General features: G+C 42.4%; 1 rRNA gene. It reads left to right on the forward strand.

The features are described 5' to 3' along the window. Window positions 1-140: ribosomal RNA gene (locus tag CD155_RS12365) — 23S ribosomal RNA — on the forward strand; the annotation flags it as partial. Window positions 141-243 lie beyond the last annotated feature (103 nt).

A 243-nucleotide genomic window follows, 5' to 3' on the forward strand; every position in this document is an offset into this window, starting at 1 on the left:
AAGCATGAAGCCCCCCTCAAGATGAGATTTCCCAACTTCGGTTATAAGATCCCTCGAAGATGACGAGGTTAATAGGTTCGAGGTGGAAGCGTGGTGACACGTGGAGCTGACGAATACTAATCGATCGAAGACTTAATCAATTTTAAAACGTTTTGCGACGCAAAATCATTACTTACTATCTAGTTTTGAATGTACAATTCATTCACTTGTCTGGTGACAATGGCAAGGAGGTCACACCTGTTC

This window comes from Staphylococcus caprae (assembly GCF_002902725.1).
Classification (GTDB): Bacteria; Bacillota; Bacilli; order Staphylococcales; family Staphylococcaceae; genus Staphylococcus; species Staphylococcus caprae.